The sequence below is a fragment of the Brevundimonas sp. SS2672 genome (genome assembly GCF_059579685.1).
Genome location: NZ_CM184201.1, coordinates 2,577,588 through 2,592,427, shown reverse-complemented (window position 1 = coordinate 2,592,427; position 14,840 = coordinate 2,577,588). Strand labels below are relative to the sequence as shown.

General features: G+C 67.8%; 15 protein-coding genes. 8 read left to right on the top strand and 7 right to left on the bottom strand.

Annotation, left to right across the window (positions count from 1 at the left end; translation table 11 throughout):
• Positions 1-59 precede the first annotated feature (59 nt).
• From AC52GN_RS13085 to AC52GN_RS13075, 3 genes are read left to right on the top strand one after another with little or no spacing between them, the layout of a single operon-like run.
• Entirely contained in the window at positions 60-1,055 is a 996-nt protein-coding gene (locus AC52GN_RS13085) for a cation diffusion facilitator family transporter (RefSeq protein ID WP_496527372.1), read from the top strand.
• Positions 1,056-1,104: 49 nt separating this feature from the next.
• Positions 1,105-2,187, top strand: a complete 1,083-nt coding sequence (locus AC52GN_RS13080) for a CobW family GTP-binding protein (RefSeq protein WP_343830467.1) — start codon at positions 1,105-1,107, stop codon at positions 2,185-2,187.
• Positions 2,184-2,381: a DUF2093 domain-containing protein gene (locus tag AC52GN_RS13075; protein WP_312218272.1), complete on the top strand. Its 198-nt coding sequence runs from the start codon at positions 2,184-2,186 to the stop codon at positions 2,379-2,381. The genes AC52GN_RS13080 and AC52GN_RS13075 overlap by 4 nt, the downstream gene beginning before the upstream one ends.
• 193 nt (positions 2,382-2,574) lie before the next feature.
• Here the strand turns inward: AC52GN_RS13075 and AC52GN_RS13070 are convergent, their stop codons facing one another.
• Entirely contained in the window at positions 2,575-3,261 is a 687-nt protein-coding gene (locus tag AC52GN_RS13070; protein WP_496527371.1) for an alpha/beta fold hydrolase, read from the bottom strand.
• 88 nt (positions 3,262-3,349) lie between these two features.
• Here AC52GN_RS13070 and AC52GN_RS13065 point away from each other — a divergent pair, with 88 nt between their 5' ends.
• From AC52GN_RS13065 to AC52GN_RS13055, 3 genes are all read left to right on the top strand, one after another.
• A complete protein-coding gene (locus AC52GN_RS13065) occupies positions 3,350-4,315 on the top strand; it encodes a WD40 repeat domain-containing protein (protein ID WP_496527370.1) in 966 nt (321 codons plus the stop codon).
• A 40-nt stretch (positions 4,316-4,355) separates the two neighbouring features.
• Complete coding sequence (mtgA, locus tag AC52GN_RS13060) at positions 4,356-5,063, top strand: monofunctional biosynthetic peptidoglycan transglycosylase (protein ID WP_496527369.1); 708 nt, start codon at positions 4,356-4,358, stop codon at positions 5,061-5,063.
• 125 nt (positions 5,064-5,188) lie between these two features.
• Positions 5,189-7,090, top strand: coding sequence for a ubiquitin-activating E1 FCCH domain-containing protein (locus AC52GN_RS13055; RefSeq protein ID WP_496527368.1), 1,902 nt, complete (start codon positions 5,189-5,191; stop codon positions 7,088-7,090).
• Between the two features lie 75 nt (positions 7,091-7,165).
• Here AC52GN_RS13055 and AC52GN_RS13050 read toward each other — a convergent pair whose 3' ends face one another.
• The 5 genes from AC52GN_RS13050 to AC52GN_RS13030 all read right to left on the bottom strand — a co-directional run bounded on the left by AC52GN_RS13050 (position 7,166) and on the right by AC52GN_RS13030 (position 11,777).
• Positions 7,166-8,188 carry an isopenicillin N synthase family dioxygenase gene (locus AC52GN_RS13050; protein ID WP_496527367.1) on the bottom strand — a complete coding sequence of 341 codons (1,023 nt, stop codon included), beginning with the start codon at positions 8,186-8,188 and terminating at the stop codon, positions 7,166-7,168.
• A 53-nt stretch (positions 8,189-8,241) separates the two neighbouring features.
• A complete protein-coding gene (locus tag AC52GN_RS13045; RefSeq protein WP_496527366.1) occupies positions 8,242-9,054 on the bottom strand; it encodes a DUF4908 domain-containing protein in 813 nt (270 codons plus the stop codon).
• Between the two features lie 69 nt (positions 9,055-9,123).
• The gene (gene phbB, locus AC52GN_RS13040) at positions 9,124-9,849 is read right to left on the bottom strand and encodes an acetoacetyl-CoA reductase (RefSeq protein WP_496527365.1); all 726 of its coding nucleotides are present in this window, start codon (positions 9,847-9,849) and stop codon (positions 9,124-9,126) included.
• Between the two features lie 100 nt (positions 9,850-9,949).
• Positions 9,950-11,020 carry an NAD(P)-dependent alcohol dehydrogenase gene (locus tag AC52GN_RS13035; RefSeq protein WP_496527364.1) on the bottom strand — a complete coding sequence of 357 codons (1,071 nt, stop codon included), beginning with the start codon at positions 11,018-11,020 and terminating at the stop codon, positions 9,950-9,952.
• 4 nt (positions 11,021-11,024) lie between these two features.
• On the bottom strand, positions 11,025-11,777 hold the full coding sequence (locus tag AC52GN_RS13030) for a DUF72 domain-containing protein (RefSeq protein WP_312204346.1): 753 nt from the start codon (positions 11,775-11,777) through the stop codon (positions 11,025-11,027).
• A 135-nt stretch (positions 11,778-11,912) separates the two neighbouring features.
• Between AC52GN_RS13030 and AC52GN_RS13025 the strand changes: the two genes are divergently transcribed.
• Both AC52GN_RS13025 and AC52GN_RS13020 read left to right on the top strand, forming a co-directional pair.
• The gene (locus AC52GN_RS13025) at positions 11,913-12,281 is read left to right on the top strand and encodes a hypothetical protein (RefSeq protein ID WP_496527363.1); all 369 of its coding nucleotides are present in this window, start codon (positions 11,913-11,915) and stop codon (positions 12,279-12,281) included.
• 81 nt (positions 12,282-12,362) lie between these two features.
• Complete coding sequence (locus tag AC52GN_RS13020; RefSeq protein WP_496527362.1) at positions 12,363-13,154, top strand: TSUP family transporter; 792 nt, start codon at positions 12,363-12,365, stop codon at positions 13,152-13,154.
• Here AC52GN_RS13020 and AC52GN_RS13015 read toward each other — a convergent pair.
• A complete protein-coding gene (locus tag AC52GN_RS13015; protein ID WP_496527361.1) occupies positions 13,151-14,758 on the bottom strand; it encodes an ATP-binding protein in 1,608 nt (535 codons plus the stop codon). The genes AC52GN_RS13020 and AC52GN_RS13015 overlap by 4 nt on opposite strands.
• Between the last annotated feature and the right edge of the window lie 82 nt (positions 14,759-14,840).

Genomic DNA, 14,840 nt, shown 5'->3' with positions numbered 1-14,840 from the left:
CAAAGACTTATCCTGGCGGGTCTTGACCTTCCCGCGAGGGAGGATCTAGCTGAACGGACATGGCGCACGATCACGCACACGGCCATGACGGCCACGATCATCACGATCATTCCCACAGCCATGCTCACGGGCATTCGCACGGCCATTCCCATGGCCATTCCCATGGTCTGGGCGGGCATCATCACCATCATGGCCCGACCGACACGGGCGACTGGCGCTACGCCGTCGGCCTGATCGTCAACCTGGCCTTTGTCGTCGCCGAGTTCACGGCGGGCTTCATCGCCGATTCCACCGCCCTGATGGCCGATGCGGGTCACAATCTTTCGGACGTGCTGGGTCTGGCCATGGCGGGCGGGGCGGCCTGGCTGGCGCGGCGCGCGGCGGGGCCGAAGCGCACCTACGGCTATGGCAAGGCGACGGTCCTGGCGGCCCTGGGCAACGCCCTTCTGCTGATCTTCGCCTGTGGCGCCATCGCCTTCGAGGCGGTGCGCCGCCTGGCCGAGCCCGCGCCGGTGTCGTCGGGCGTCATCATCGCCGTGGCGGGGATCGGCTTCGTCATCAACCTGGGCACCGCCTTGCTGTTCATGAAGGACCAGCACAAGGACCTGAACGTGCGCGGCGCCTATCTGCACATGATGGCCGACGCCGCCGTGTCGCTGGGCGTGGTGATCGCCGGGGCGGTCATCCTGTTGACCGGCTGGTCGATGATCGACGGGATCGTCAGCCTGCTCATCGTCGCCGTCATCATGATCGGCACCTGGGGCCTGCTGAAGGATTCGGTGAACCTTGCGCTGGACGCCGCGCCGAACGGCCTGGACGTGGGCGAGATTCGCGCCGCCTTCCTGGTCCTGCCGGGGGTGACGGCGGTGCACGACCTGCACGTCTGGGGCCTGTCGACCACCGATGCGGCGCTGACCGCCCATATCGTCCACCAGCGTCCCGACGGCGACGCCCTTCTGGCCGAGGCGCAAAGCCTGGCGCGCGGTCGATTCGACATCAGCCACACGACCCTTCAGCTGGAAACGGCGGTCCTGCCGGATTGTCCGACCTGCTGAGCGGTTTCGCCTCTTCCCAAGGCGGCCCTCAGCCGCCATCTAGCGAGCCATGACCCAGAAGACACCCGTGACCGTCCTCACCGGCTACCTCGGCGCCGGCAAGACCACCCTGCTGAACCGCATCCTCACCGAGGACCACGGCAAGCGCTACGCCGTCATCGTCAACGAGTTCGGCGAGATCGGCATCGACAACGACCTGGTGGTCGGCGCCGACGAGGACGTGTTCGAGATGAACAACGGCTGCGTCTGCTGCACGGTGCGCGGCGACCTGATCCGCGTGGTCAACGGCCTGATGAAGCGCCAGCGTCCCGGCAAGCCCGCCTTTGACGCCATCATCGTCGAGACCACCGGCCTGGCCGACCCCGGCCCGGTGGCCCAGACCTTCTTCGTCGACGACGAGGTCAAGGCCAAGACCCAGTTGGACAGCGTCACCGCCCTGGTCGACGCCAAACACGTCATGGCGCGTCTGGACGACTCCAAGGAGGCGCGCGAGCAGGTCGCCTTCGCCGACCGCATCATCCTGAACAAGATCGACCTGGTGGACGAGGCCGCTCTGGCCGATGTCGAGGCCCGCCTGCGCGCGCTGAACCCGCTGGCCCCCATCGTCCGCGCCGAGCGCTCGAACGTGCCGCTGGATCAGGTGCTGGGCCTGCACGCCTTCGATCTGGACCGCATCCTCGAGGTCAAGCCGGACTTCGTGAACCCGCCCCACGGCGCCGAGGGCCACGTCCACGACGAGCATTGCGGCCATGATCACCACCATCATGATCACGCGCACGATCATGACCATCACGATCATGGGCATGACCACGGCCCGCGCGGCCACGCCCATGAGGACGACATCAAGGGGATTTCCCTGACGCTGGACCGCCCGCTGGACGGCGCCCGCTTCACGGCGTGGCTGGACAAACTTCTGGGCGAGCAGGGCCAGAACATCCTGCGCGCCAAGGGCATCATCGACGTGGCCGGCGAGGACCGCCGCCTGGTGTTCCAGGCCGTGCACATGATCCTCGAAGGCGACCTCCAGAAGCCCTGGGGCGAAAAGGAGCGCCGCTGGAGCCGCGCCGTCTTCATCGGCCGTGATCTGGACGAAGCCGCCCTGAAGGCCGGGTTCGAGGCCTGCGCGGCATGACGGGGCGTGTGGAGGCCAGATTGATCTACGGCACGCCCGATTTCGAGATCCTGCAGCGCGGCGACTTCGTCCGCTGCGCCGTCTCGGGCGCCCCGATCCCGCTGGAGGCCCTCAACTACTGGAGCGTCGAGCTTCAGGAGGCCTATGCGTCCGGCGAACTGATGACGAAGCGCTGGGTCGAGACGCACAAGTAACATTGGCATTCATAGTGGGTGTTGGCGAACCGTTACCCTGACCCGCTCATCCCCGCGGAGGCGGGGACCCAGTGCTTTGGCTTCAAGGCGCTTCGATCAATGAGAGGCCAACTGTTTGGCGCTCTCACTGGGTCCCCGCCTCCGCGGGGATGAGGGGAATGGGACCGCTCACCGCAGATAAAGCCCTCTCCCCTCAGGAGAGGGTTTTCAGCCACTCTGTCATAACCCGCGCCAGCGCCTTCGGCTGTTCCAGCGGGATCATGTGGCCGGTGTGCGTCACCGTCTCCAGCGTCGAGCCTGCGATCCCGCGGTGCAGTTCCTCCGCCTCCTCAGCGCTGCGCAGCCGATCCGCATCCGCCGCCACGATCAGCGTCGGCTGAGCGATCTCTCCCAGCCGCTCCAGATCGCCCGCCCGCGCCATCGCCGACTGACGGTGAAACACCTCGCCGCCCAGCCGCAAGCCCATGTCGCGCACCCGCGTGATCATCGCCTCGTCGTCCGCCAGATCGGGGTGCAGGGACGAGACGATGGCCGGTCGGCTCAACCCCTTGAAGGCCTTCGGCGGCGCCTTCAGGGCCGAGCGCCGTTGGCGGATCAGTTCGTCGGTATCTCCCCGCGCCGAGGTAGCGATCAGGATCAGGGCTTCCACCCGCTGCGGCGCGATCCGCGCCAGTTCGCGCGCCACATAGCCGCCCATGGAGAAGCCCACGGGGACGAACCGTTCGGGCGCGTCGCTCAGGATCGCCGCCGCCATGCTCTCTATATCCTCGCCCCGGCTGAGGTCGGTGGCGACCAGCGGCCCGAACGGGGCCAGATCGTCTTTCAGGGCGTCCCACAGGGTCGCATCGGCCATGAAGCCGGGAATGAGCAGCAGGGTCATGGCCCCCTCATAGACCCGCCACGCGACAGACGCGACGGGGGAGGTTATGAGGCGCATCCGACTTCTTTTTCGCCCTGCGTGAGCCGACATGACGACCTTCTCCTTCGACGCCCAGGTCACCGCCGCCCTGTTCGACAAGACCGGCGCGATCTTCGCCCTGGGCGACGGCTCGGTGCGGTTCGAGAGCGGCGCCCGCAGCGAGGTCCATGACGGCGCCGTCCTGTGCGCCTGCGTCCACCCCTCGGGCGAGGGCGTCGTCACCGGCGGCGACGACGGCAAGCTGGTCTGGAGCCGCGAGGGCGAGGCCGTCCTGCTGGCCCAGACCAAGGGCCAATGGATCGACGCCGTCGCCGCCTCGGCCGAGTCGGGGCTGATCGCCTTCTCCTCAGGCCGCACCCTGAGCGTGCTCGACGTCAAGGACCCGCACTTCCGCCGCGACTTCCAGCACGAGCGCACCGTCTCGGGCGTGGCCTTCGACCCCAAGGGCCGCCGCATCGCCGCCTCGACCTATGGCGGCGCCTGGCTGTGGTACGCCCGCATCGAGCAGCAGCAGCCGACGAAGCTGGCCTGGGCCGGATCGCATCTGGCGGTCGGCTTCTCGACCGACGGCGCCTTTGTCGTCACCTCGATGCAGGACAACCAACTGCACGGCTGGCGCCTGAAGGATCAGAAGAACATGCGGATGGGCGGCTATCCGTCCAAGATCAAGAGCTTCGCCTTCATGGCCAAGGGGCAGCTTCTGGCCACTTCGGGCGCGCAGGGCGTGGTGCTGTGGCCCTTCGTCGGCTCCAACGGCCCGATGGGCCGCGAGGCGACCGAGATCGGCTATGACGAGACGACCCTGATCGCCCAGGTCGCCGCCGCCCCCGCCCATGGCCGTCTGGCGGCGGGGCTGGAAGACGGGCGCGTCTGGTGGGCCGATCCGGCCGGGCGCGGCCTTCAGTTCGTCAAGCAGGACAAGGGCGCCACCATCACCGCCCTGGCCATGAGTTCCGGCGCCGCCCGCATCGCCTGGGCCGACGAGGACGGCCACGCGGGCGTGGCCTCGCTCTGATCGCGCTTGCGCTGAAGCTTGGCTGAGGCAGGATGACGGCATGACCCGCGCAAAGGGCCGCAGGCGGCGGCCGATCCTGACCCTGCTCGTGATCCTGGCTCTGTTCCCGCTGGCCGGAGTGGCGGTGCATCGCTTCCTGCCGCCTCTCGCCACGATCCTGATGGTCCAGCAGGCGGCGGCCGGGCACGGCATGGACTATCGCTGGCGCTCGCTGGACCGCATCTCGCCGCGTCTGGTCGAAGCGGTGATCGCCGCCGAGGACGCCCGCTTCTGCCGGCACCACGGCTTCGACGTCGAAGCGATCCAGAAGGCGATGGAGGCCAACGAACGCGCCGAACAGCGCGGCTCGGACAAGAGGCGCGGCGCTTCGACCATCAGCCAGCAGACCGCCAAGAACGTCTTCCTGTGGCCCGGCCGCGACTGGGTCAGGAAGGGGCTGGAGGTCGGCTACACCGGCCTGATCGAGATCGGCTGGGGCAAGCGGCGGATCATGGAGATGTATCTGAACGTCGCCGAATGGGCGCCGGGCGTCTACGGCGCCGAGGCCGCCTCGCGCCACTGGTTTGACAAGAGCGCCGACAAGCTGACCGCGCAGGAGGCCGCCCGCCTGGCCGCCATCCTGCCCAGCCCGCGCCGCTACAACGCCGGATCGCCTGGCCCCTATGTCCGTCGCCGCGCCGCCCGCATCCAGGCCGCCATGGGCACGGTGCGCGAACAGGGGCTGGACGCCTGCGTCGACCGCCGCTGAGGACGCAGGTTTCGCAACCCGCCGTTAACCGTGAGCTTGGGGCCAAGCCTTAACGTACCCGCGTCATGCTGGGGACGACGGCGGACCCCAGCGTCCGCGCCAGGGCAGCCGGGGTTGGCGACACGATGGACCGATTGACACGCGCCCGCGCCGCCGCCGGGCTGAAGCGACTGACCGCGCGCTTTCTGCGCCAGACCCAGGGCAATGTGGCGATGATGTTCGCCCTGGCCCTGCCGGTGCTGCTGATGATCACCCTGGGCGCCATCGACATCCACCAGGCCTCCAAGGTGAAGGCCCAGCTTCAGGACGCGCTGGACGCCGCCGCCCTGGCCGCCGCCCGTTCGACCTTCACGGACGACGTCAACATCAACAAGGTCGGCCTTGCGGCGCTCAAGGCCAACATGCCCGGCTATTTCGGCGAGACCTCGGGCGACACGGCCAACTTCGTCCTGCTCAACAACCGCGTCACCGGCGACGCCAGGGTCAACGTCAAGGTTCTGGTCGCCAACATCGTCCTGCCCCCCTACGGCAAGCTGCTGGACGACTACCTCCCGGTCAGCACCCGCTCGGAAGTCCTGCGCGCGTCGCGCAACGTCGAGGTGGCCATGGTGCTGGACACCACGGGATCGATGAGCGGCAGCATCGGCGACCTGCGCGAAGCGGCCAAGGAATTGGTCAAGATCGTCGTGCAGGATCAGCAGTCGCCCTTCTATTCCCGCGCGGCCGTGGCCCCCTACGACTGGGCGGTGAAGCTGGACGCCAGCGCCACCCTGCCGGGGACGTTGGCCAAGGCGGCTCGCGGCGACCTGCGCCGGCCGACCGCGATCACCGACATACGTTATTATGACGTTGCGGGGGCTGTCTCGTCAGTCTCGCGCGCAAGTCCCGCTCGGGTGACGACCTCGACGAATCACGGCCTGAAAACGGGGGATCGGGTGGCGATCTCGGGGGTGTCCAACACCACCAACATCAACGACAGCGCGTTCAGCGTCACCGTTATCAATACGAATACCTTCAGTCTGAACGGCTCTGACACGTCCAGATACTCCAGAAACGGGTCCGGCGGCGCGTTTTCGAAATGCCTCAGGGCGGACTGCAACCTCGTCGTGACCTCCGCAGGGCACGGTCTGGCAGGCAATGACTATGTTCACATCGACGGCGTTTCCGGCCTGAACCGACGCACCAACAACGCGCCGCACATCAACGGCAACTTCGCTCCGATCGAAATTCTCGACGCAGATCGTTTCGTCATCGATCGTTTCGGCCCGAACTACGATCCCTATGTGAAAACCGCTGACGGTCAGGCCTATTGCACCCTGCGGGGCTGTGAATACTTCGTCTTCAGGAATTCCGCAGGCTCTATGTCCAGCCTGCCCGCAACCAATTGCGTGAGCGAGCGGACCGGCGAGGATGCTTACAAGGATACTGCGCCTGGCGTGGCTCCTGTGGGGCGGGTCTATGCGACCAACTGCAACTCGCAGCCGATCCTGCCGTTGACCAGCGTTCGCGGGGATCTCGAAGACCGTATCAATTCGCTCGGGGCTGCGGGCAACACCGCCGGACAGATCGGCATCGCCTGGGGCTGGTATCTGGTGTCGCCCACTTTCGGGTCGATCTTCACGGGCGACGGCCAGCCGGCCCCCTATGATACGTCCAGGACTCTCAAGGCCGTGGTCCTGATGACGGACGGTGAGTTCAATGCGCCCTATTGCCAGGACGTCGCCGCCAATACGGGCGGGCGTTCGACAAGCCGCATCTATTGCGCGGCCACCAACGGGGACCCCTTCCAGCAGTCGGTGAAGCTGTGCGAAGGGATGAAGGCTCAGAACATCGTCGTTTACACGGTGGGCTTCAACCTTGGAAACGGCACGGGGAAGGCCAACGTCGTCGATACCGCCCTGGACGTCATGCGCGCCTGCGCCACAAACGAAGACACCCATTTCTTCAAGGCTGACAGCGGCACGGATCTGCGTGACGCTTTCCGCGCCATCGGCCGCGACATCACCCGCCTGCGCATCGCCCGCTGACGCCGGCGCCGCCGCAAGCAAAAGGGCCGGCGGATCGCTCCGTCGGCCCTTCATGCTTTCAGCCGTCCCGCCCGGTCAGATCAGGCGGATCTCCTTCAGCCGCTCGGTCAGGAAGTCCTCGGCCAGGATCGTCTTGCCCGCATAGCGGTCGGGGTTGTCCGGCGTGATCGTCGACGGCAGGGTCTCGATCGGGAAGTCCGGGTTGAAGTGCAGGAAGAAGGGCGTCGAATAGCGGGCGAAGCCGCGACGCTCGGGCGCCGGATTGACCACGCGGTGCGTCGTCGACGGCAGGACGTGGTTGACCAGCCGCTGCAGCATGTCGCCGATGTTGACCACCAGCGCGCCCGGCGGCGGGGCGATGTCCAGCCATTCGCCGTCCGAGTCCTTCAGCTGCAGCCCGGCCTCCTCGGCGCCCAGCAGCAGGGTGATGACGTTGATGTCCTCATGGGCGCCCGCGCGCACGCCTTCGGCGTCGGCCGGGATCGGCGGATAGTGCAGCAGGCGCAGCACGCTGTTGCCCAGCTGGACCTTGTCCTCGAAATAGGCGTCGTCCAGCTTCAGATAGCGGGCGATGGCCTTCAGGATGCGGCGGCCCAGCGTGTCCAGACCGTCGTACAGGCCGTAGACGTGCTCGTGGAAGCCCGCGACCTCGGTCGGCCAGACGTTGTCGCGCATGTATCGGCGATAGGGATGGCCTTCCGGCAGTTCGCGGCCCGTGTGCCAGAACTCCTTCAGATCGACGGCCTTGGCGCCCTTGGCCGCTTCGACGCCGAACGGCGTCAGGCCGCGCGCGCCGCCGGTGCCGGGCTGGTGATACTGGCGCTTCACCTCCTCGGGCAGGGCGAAGAAGGTCTTGGCGTCGGTCACGGCGGCGTCGATCAGGCCCTGGTCCAGGCCGTGGTCGGCGATGACGGCGAAGCCGTAGCGGGCGAACGAGGCGCCCAGGGCGTCGGCGAAGGCCTGGAAGTCGGCGTCATAGCCCTTCATCGACACCGGAACGATGGCGCGGGTCCTGGCCTTGTCCTCGGCGGAAACGGCGGTGAGGGAAGAGGTCACTGTGAAATCAGCCTCTCTGATGGTGAATATGGCGGCCCTCATACGCCCAATGGGCGCGAAAGGGCAGATGGGGCGGCCTGGGCCTTTGGTCCACGTCAGTCCTGCGGGATGACGGCCCGGATGACGCGCGCCGACGACGGACGACCGGCGATGCCGCGCCGGGGATCGACCACGACGCGCAGGTCGCCGCTGGCGTAGGTCACGCTCGCGCGCTGGCCCTCGACCACGGTGATGCTGCGCAGCCGGTCCAGGAAGGGGCGGGCGCTGGGCGAGCGGGCGATGCGGACCACGGCGTCGGTGGTGACGATCAGCGCCTCGATGCACAGGGCCTCGGATTCCTCGCCGAAGACGTTGATGCGGACCAGCCGGCCCATGGCTTCCGAGACCAGGCTGCTGCGCCGGGTCATCAGGTTGAACATCTGCACCGGGCCGAGCGAGGGCGGCTCCAGGCTGACCGGCGGCCCGGCCAGGGAGACCGGCGAGCCGCCGGGCGTGCGCGTCGTATAGACGGTGACGCCGCCGCCGGCGGTGACGCGCAGCACCTGATCGCCCGCGTCGTTGCGATAGATGGTGTCGCCGCGCGGGGCCGAGGACGGACGCAGGGCCCAGGTCTCGGTCGAGCGCTCGAACCGCAGCAGGGTCAGCGACCCCGCCCGGTCCAGGATGAAGGCCTGCCCCGCCTCGGAGACATAGCGTCCCGGCGGCGGGGTGGTGCGGGTCACCGACTGGTCGCGGATGACGCGGCTCTGTTCAGCCTGGACGTTGGAGCGGGTCTGGGCCTCGGCCCTGACGGCGCCCGCCAGGCCCGCAACGGCCATCGCCAGTCCCGTGATGCAGAGCAGGCGCAGGCCGGCGCCCGTCGCGGCGCTGGGCGCGGCGACGGCGAAGAGAGGCGGCTTCTCCGCCACGGCTTCGACCGCAATCCTCATGATTTAAGAGGTGATACGCCCGAACGGCGGATTTTGGGCGAACGCGGCTTATCCAACCAGGTACTGCCCGCCGTTAAGCGACAAGGTGCAGCCTGTGACATATCCGGCACGCTCGCCCGACAGCCAGGACACCATGTCGGCGATCTCCTCGCCCTTGCCCAGGCGGCCGACCGGAATCTGGGCCACGATGCCGTCCAGCACCTTCTGGTCCATGGCGCCGACCATTTCGGTGTCGATGTAGCCCGGCGCGATGCAGTTGACGGTCACGCCCTTGCGCGCGTTCTCCAGCGCCAGCGCCTTGGTGAAGCCGATCATCCCGGCCTTGGCGGCTGAATAGTTGGTCTGGCCGATCTGGCCCTTCTGGCCGTTGATCGAGGAGATGTTGACGATGCGGCCGAAGCCCCGGTCGCGCATCCCGTTGATCACCTGGCGCGTCATGTTGAACACGCTGTCCATGTTGACGCGGATCACGTCGGACCACTGGTCCGCGCTCATCTTGTGGAAGAAGCCGTCACGGGTGATGCCCGCATTGTTCACCAGAACGTCGATGGGACCGAACTGCGCCTCGACCTCCTGCACCGCCCGGGCGCAGTCGTCGAAAGAGCCGACGTTGCCCTTCACCACCATGACGCCCAGTTCGCGGGCGGTGGCCTCTGCGGCCTCGGTGTTGCCGGAATAGCCGGCGGCGACCTGCAGCCCGTCTTCCTTCAGTCGTTGAACGATCGCCTTGCCGATGCCCCGGGTGCCCCCGGTGACGAATGCGGTACGCGTCATGACCTCTCCCTGTCCTGTGCGGCGGCCGTCGTGGTCGCGACGCCGTCCGCCTCCCTTGCCGACAGCCTTAGCGCGGCTGGAGACGAACGAGAAGACGGGGTTACGCCGTTGCGGTCATGCGGCCCATGTCGATGACGAAGCGGTAGCGCACGTCCGACCGCTCCATCCGTTCATAAGCCTGGTTGATCTGATCGGGGGCGATCACCTCAATATCGCACACGATCCCGTGTTCGCCGCAGAAGTCGAGCATCTCCTGCGTCTCGCGGACGCCGCCGATCAGCGAGCCGGCGATGCGGCGGCGCCGCCACAGCAGAGGCATGGCGAAGACCGGCAGCCCCTCGGTCGTCAGGCCCAGCATGACCATGGTCCCGTCCCGCGCCAGCAGATTGACGTGGCTGGCGATCTCATGCGTGGCCGAGACGGTGTTGATGATCAGGTCGAACTGCTCGGCCGCCGCCTTCATGGCGTCTGCGTCCGAGTTGATCAGGAAATGCCGGGCGCCCATCCGCTCGGCGTCGGCCTTCTTGCGGTCCGAGGTCGACAGCACCGTCACCTCGGCGCCCAGGGCGGCGGCCAGCTTGACCGCCATATGGCCCAGCCCGCCTAGGCCGATCACCGCCACCTTCGAGCCCGGCCCCACGCCCCAGGTCTTCAGCGGCGACCATGTGGTCACGCCCGCGCACAGCAGGGGCGCCGCCGCATCCAACGGCAGGCTGTCGGGAATCTTCAGCACGAAGGCCTGATCCACCGTGATGCGGTCGGAATAGCCGCCCTGGGTGATGGTCTGGCCGACGCCGGCGCCCTTGGGATCGCGCGAGCCGTAGGTCTGGGTCATGCCCGGCTCGCAATACTGCTCCAGCCCCTCGCGGCAGGCCGAACAGGTCCGGCAGCTGTCGACCATGCAGCCGACGCCGACGCGGTCGCCTTCCTTGAACAGGGTGACGTTGGCGCCGACCGCCGTCACCACCCCGGCGATCTCATGGCCCGGCACGATGGGATAGCGCGTCCCGCCCAGGTCGTTCTTCACCACATGCAGGTCCGAGTGGCAGACGCCGCAGTATTTGATCTCGATGGCCACGTCGTCCGGGCCGGGATCGCGGCGCTCGAAGCTGTAGGGGCTCAGCGGCTGGTCGGCGGCGGTCGCGGCGAAGGCGCGCGTGGCGATGGGCATGGGTTCAGTCCTTCAGCTTGGCGATCAGCGCCTGGGCCGCCGCCGGGTTCCGCACCTTGGCCCCCGAGATGAAGTAGGCGAAGACGTCGCCGCGCTCGGCCCAGCCGCGCGCCTGTTTCGCCACGGCGTCCAACTCTCCTGAGGTCATGCCCGTCGGCTCGTCTTCGCGGCTGGACATCAGCCGCGCATAGGTAAAGTCCGCCGTCGCCTCGTCGATCTGGGGCCAGGTCGGCTCCTCGTCGTCGACCGCATAGACGACGGCCGCGCCGTATTTGCGCGCCAGATCATAGAACTGCTCGGTGGCGAAGGTCGGATTGCGCACCTCCAGCGCGTGGCGCAGTCGCACCCCGTCCTTCTCCTTGGGCAACAGCTTCAGGAAGCCTTCGAAGTCCTCGGGCTCGAACTTCTTCGTCCCCATGAACTGCCAGTTGATCGGCCCCAGCTTGTCGCCCAGCACCGTCAGCCCCTGCGACAGGAACCGCTCGAAACTCTCAGCGCCGTCGGACAGAACCTTTCTATTGGTGCAATAGCGGCTGGCCTTGACCGAAAAGACGAAGCCGTCGGGCGTCTCGTCGCGCCACTTCGCCCAACTGTCGGGCTTGAAGGTCGAATAGTAGGTGCCGTTGATCTCGATGGAGGTCAGCGCCCGGCTGGCGAACTCCAGCTCCCGCTTCTGCACCAGCCCCTCGGGATAGAAGACCCCGCGCCACGGCTCAAAGGTCCAGCCGCCGACGCCGATATGGATGGATCCTGTCATGATCGAACCTCCTGCCAGACCGTCTTGATCGCAGGATTTCAACCTCGACGCCACGGAAAGGCGGCGCCGCGCGTCCAAAGGCTTGGCCGTTCCTTCACTCTATGCATAGTGGTGGTCGTTCAGCGGAGGTCGGTCATGTTGTTGGCGGTTCTGTTCTACGGCGTTACGGCGCTTGGCGGCCAGACGGGGACCAATCCCGCGCCGCCTTCCTCCAATCATCAGGTCATCGGTCCCAGCGCGGACAGGGCGGACACCACCATGTGGCGCTTTCGCGAGATGGATGATCGTCGCATCATCGATGAATTGCGCCGCGAGCGTGTCCGCCTGAACTATGAGGCCGCCGTGATCAACCAGCGCTGGCAACTGGCCGACGAACTGGACAGGCTGATCGCCGCCAATGAATGCGGTCAGGCGACCGAACTGGCTCACCGCGCCGGATATCGCGACATCCGCGAGGGTGTCGCCAACGCCTGTCAGGCCAGGGCGACGGCGCCTAAGTCCTGAGTCTGGACTCATTTCGCGCCAGAGCGTGGCGGTCCGCAACGCGCGGGTCTATAGCGCCAGCCTGACCGGAGTGCTGCGCGCGTGTTTGAACTGACGCCTGAGATCATCGCCCTGTTGGGCGTCGCGTCGGTGATCGCCGGCTTCATCGACGCCATCGCGGGGGGCGGGGGGCTGATCTCCTTGCCGGCCCTGCTGTCAGTGGGGCTGAACCCGGTCGCCGCCATCGCCACCAACAAGGTTCAGGGCAGCGTCGGCACGGCCTCGGCCCTGTGGGATTTCTGGCGCAAGGGGCGGGTGGATTTTCGCCTGATCCGCTGGCCGATGCTGTTGACGGCGATCGGGGCGGGGCTGGGCGCCTTCGCCGTCACCCTGGTGGACACGCGCTGGCTGATGATCCTGCTGCCCGTGCTGCTGGTCGGCATCGCCCTGTATTTCCTGCTCGGCCCCAAGGCGGCCGACGAGGACGCCCACGCCCGGCTGACGCCGCTGGCCTACGCCGTCGTGGCGGGCGGGATCGGCTTCTACGACGGCTTCTTCGGACCGGGGACGGGGTCCTTCTTCGCGCTGAGCCTCGTCATGCTGCTGGGCATGGGGCTGACGCGGGCGACGGCGCACACCAAGGCGCTGAACCTGATGAGCAATGTCGTCGGCATCGTCGTCCTGGCGGTCGGCGGCCACATTGTCTGGGTGCTGGCCGGGATCATGGCGGTGGGCCAGTTCATCGGCGGCCGCCTGGGCTCGCACGCGGCCATGCGCTTCGGGCCGCGGTTGATCCGGCCCCTGCTGGTGGTCATCTCCCTGGCCATGACGGCGCGGCTGCTGTCCGATCCGGCCAACCCGCTGCGGGCCATGATCGCCGGCTGGCTGGGTTAGGCCGCGCGGCCGCCCAGGGTCAGGGCCTTGCGGACGGCGCCGGTCAGGGCCTCGGCCGTGACGGGCTTGGCCAGGTGAAGGTCGGCGCCCGCCTGGGCGGCCTGTTCCTGATGCTCGGCCATGGCATTGGCGCTCAGCATGATGACCGGCGTGCGCGGACGCGCCGGATCGGCGGCCTCGATCCCGCGCAGGGCGCGCGTGGCGCTCAGCCCGTCCATCGCCGGCATCTGCATGTCCATCAGCACCAGGTCGAACCGCTCAGCGGCGAAGACGGCTGCCGCCTGCTCCCCGTTCTCGACCACGGTCAGCTCGACGCTGTCGCCCAGGATCAGCTGCACCACCCGCTGGTTGATCGGGTGATCCTCGGCCAGCAGGACGCGGGGGCGGGCGCGGGAAGGCGATAGGTCTGACGCCGCCTCTTCGCCGCCGGCCGTCTCGAACGGCGCGGGGACGGGGATGCGCGTCAGCGGCAGCTCGACCCGGAAACGGCTGCCTTCGCCCAGGGCCGACTCGGCCTCGATGCGTCCGCCCATCATCTCCGTCAGGGCGTGGCAGATGGACAGGCCCAGCCCCGCCCCGCCGAACCGCCGGGTGATGGAGGCGTCGGCCTGGCTGAACCGCTGGAACAGCTGCGCCGCATGGTCGGCGCCGAAGCCGATGCCGGTGTCGCGCACCTCCAGCGTCAGCAGGGCGGCGTCGTCGCCCCTGTCCAGCAGGTCGATATGGGCTGAGACCTGGCCCTGTGCGGTGAATTTGACGGCGTTGGACAGCAGATTGCCCAGGATCTGGCGGATCCGCACCACGTCGCCGTTGAAGACGCCGCATGCGCTCTCGGCGCGCTCGATGCGGAAGATCAGGCCCTTCTCCTCGGCCAGGCCGCGCAGGGGCGCGATGGTCGGGATCAGGGCGTCGTCCAGGTCGAAGGGGCGGACCTCCAGCGTCATTCGCCCGGATTCGATGCGCGACACGTCCAGGATGTCCGTGACCAGCCGCTCCAGTGTCACGCCGGAACTGCGGACCAGTTCGACCATTTCGGCCTGCTGGGGCGACAGCGGCGTGCGCGCCAGGGCGTCGATGACGCCAATGACCCCGTTCAGCGGCGTGCGGATCTCATGGCTCATATTGGCCAGGAAATCGGACTTGGCGCGGTTGGAGGCTTCGGCCGCCGCCTTGGCCTCGAGCAGGGCGCGCTCCGCCGCCGCCTTGGCCGTCACGTCGCGGGCCACGGCGTAGATGCGGTCGCCGAACTTCTGCGCCCGCCATTCCAGGGTGACGTAGCCGCCGTCCTTGTGGCGATAGCGGTTGACGTGGCCCAGCACCGGATCGCCGGGGCGGCGCGTCTCGACCTCGGTCACGCTGTCCAGGGTGCCGGGCAGGTCGTCGGGGTGGACCAGGGTCAGTATGGCCAGGCCGACCAGCTCCTGGGGCTGATAGCCCAGGGTCGAGGCCCAGGAGGCGCTGACCCGCACGATCCGCCCCTCCAGGTCGCGGATCACCAGCAGGTCCAGGGAGACGTCGAAGAAGGTCGCCAGATCGACCACGGCGTCAGGAGGCGGCTGCGGCTGTCCCGTCGATGAAGGGGCGGCGGCCGGAGTGAAGGGCATGGGCGGTCCTGAGGCGCGGTCCTGAAGGCAGGCTGGACCCTATCCTAGCGTCTGCCGGTTAAGGGCGCCTTGCGGCTCGCGT

Bases quoted from the DNA above. Each gene is read 5' to 3' on its own strand.
- AC52GN_RS13080 (WP_343830467.1), top strand. From the start codon at position 1,105: ATGACCCAGAAGACACCCGTGACCGTCCTCACCGGCTACCTCGGCGCC.
- AC52GN_RS13055 (WP_496527368.1), top strand. From the start codon at position 5,189: ATGGACCGATTGACACGCGCCCGCGCCGCCGCCGGGCTGAAGCGACTG.
- AC52GN_RS13025 (WP_496527363.1), top strand. From the start codon at position 11,913: ATGTTGTTGGCGGTTCTGTTCTACGGCGTTACGGCGCTTGGCGGCCAG.
- mtgA (WP_496527369.1), top strand. From the start codon at position 4,356: ATGACCCGCGCAAAGGGCCGCAGGCGGCGGCCGATCCTGACCCTGCTC.
- AC52GN_RS13050 (WP_496527367.1), bottom strand. From the start codon at position 8,188: ATGAGGGCCGCCATATTCACCATCAGAGAGGCTGATTTCACAGTGACC.
- AC52GN_RS13030 (WP_312204346.1), bottom strand. From the start codon at position 11,777: ATGACAGGATCCATCCATATCGGCGTCGGCGGCTGGACCTTTGAGCCG.
- AC52GN_RS13075 (WP_312218272.1), top strand. From the start codon at position 2,184: ATGACGGGGCGTGTGGAGGCCAGATTGATCTACGGCACGCCCGATTTC.
- AC52GN_RS13065 (WP_496527370.1), top strand. From the start codon at position 3,350: ATGACGACCTTCTCCTTCGACGCCCAGGTCACCGCCGCCCTGTTCGAC.
- AC52GN_RS13085 (WP_496527372.1), top strand. From the start codon at position 60: ATGGCGCACGATCACGCACACGGCCATGACGGCCACGATCATCACGAT.
- phbB (WP_496527365.1), bottom strand. From the start codon at position 9,849: ATGACGCGTACCGCATTCGTCACCGGGGGCACCCGGGGCATCGGCAAG.
- AC52GN_RS13035 (WP_496527364.1), bottom strand. From the start codon at position 11,020: ATGCCCATCGCCACGCGCGCCTTCGCCGCGACCGCCGCCGACCAGCCG.
- AC52GN_RS13015 (WP_496527361.1), bottom strand. From the start codon at position 14,758: ATGCCCTTCACTCCGGCCGCCGCCCCTTCATCGACGGGACAGCCGCAG.
- AC52GN_RS13070 (WP_496527371.1), bottom strand. From the start codon at position 3,261: ATGACCCTGCTGCTCATTCCCGGCTTCATGGCCGATGCGACCCTGTGG.